Origin of the sequence: Campylobacter troglodytis, assembly GCF_006864425.1 — a bacterium.
GTDB classification, from domain to species: domain Bacteria; phylum Campylobacterota; class Campylobacteria; order Campylobacterales; family Campylobacteraceae; genus Campylobacter_D; species Campylobacter_D troglodytis.
In genome coordinates this window covers 1-701 of sequence record NZ_QHLI01000204.1, presented here as the reverse complement: position 1 = coordinate 701, position 701 = coordinate 1, and the positions used below count along the sequence as shown (strand labels likewise).

Annotated in this window: 1 protein-coding gene; it reads right to left on the bottom strand. The window is 29.0% G+C overall.

Annotated elements, in window-relative coordinates; translation table 11 throughout:
- On the bottom strand, window positions 1-701 hold a 701-nt coding region (locus DMC01_RS14215), incomplete at both ends, for a hypothetical protein (protein ID WP_185908977.1).

The window sequence follows — 701 nt, the reverse complement described above, 5'->3', positions numbered from 1 at the left end:
GTATGTAAGCGTAATTTTTATCATCAGCTAGCAAGGGATTAAAAAGCTCATCATTTAAGAGAGGATTAAAGAATTCATATTTTATTCTTTCTTGTGCTTCTTTGAATTTTAAGCCTTCTTGTTTCATTGCTTCTTGTGTTTGTGTGAATTTTAAGCCTTCTTGTGAATTTAAGCTGTCCTCATTGCTTAATGTCTGTGAATTTCTTTGTGTAAGCCTTGCTAAGCTAGTTTCGTTTAAGCTTATAAGCTTATTAGTATGATAAGCTTGATTTAAAAGGCTTTGTGAATTTTCTATGAATTTACCATTTTTATCCACTCTTTTGCCGTCTATATAAATATTCATCCTACTCAAGGTTGATTCAGTAGTTTCTTTGAATCTTTCAATTAAGATTAAAATATGTTTTGTTTCTTTTATACTTAATGAAATTTCACTTTCCTCTTTTATATCAAAGGCTTTAAACAAAGAACAAAGCTCATCCTTTTGATTAAGTTCTATGCCTTTTAAATCAAGCTTGTCATAACTCACAAGTATATCAAAAATTTTTTCTTGCTTTTTTTCTTTTTGTTTTTCTTGCCTATTTTCTTGTAAAGTTTCTTTTTTCTTTTCTTGTAAATCTTCTTTTAAATTCATTAAAGCCTCGCCACTTCTTGCCTCCCACTGTTTTATTACTCTTTCATTTTCCAAAAATGCTAGCATTTGT